Genomic DNA, 262 nt, shown 5'->3' on the forward strand with positions numbered 1-262 from the left:
CGGTGGCGCTGCCGCGCGGCGCGGACCTGGTCGTCGCGGTCTTGGCGGTGCTGAAGGCGGGCGCGGCCTACCTGCCGCTTGATCCGGCTTATCCGGCGGTCCGGGTGGCCCACATGGTCGGGGATGCCCGGCCCGCGCTCGTGCTGACGACGACCGGACACCGCCCCCCGGCGGACACCGCCGCCGCGACGCCGGTGCTGCTGCTGGACACGCTGGACGTGCAGGATCAGCCCTCGGACAACCCGGTCCACGCGCTCGCGCC

Annotated in this window: 1 protein-coding gene; it reads left to right on the forward strand. The window is 76.0% G+C overall.

Annotation, left to right across the window (positions count from 1 at the left end; genetic code table 11):
- On the forward strand, positions 1-262 hold a 262-nt coding region (locus OO52_RS45820; RefSeq protein WP_037671822.1), incomplete at both ends, for an AMP-binding protein.

This window comes from Streptomyces flaveolus, from assembly GCF_000716535.1.
Lineage (GTDB): Bacteria > Actinomycetota > Actinomycetes > Streptomycetales > Streptomycetaceae > Streptomyces > Streptomyces flaveolus_A.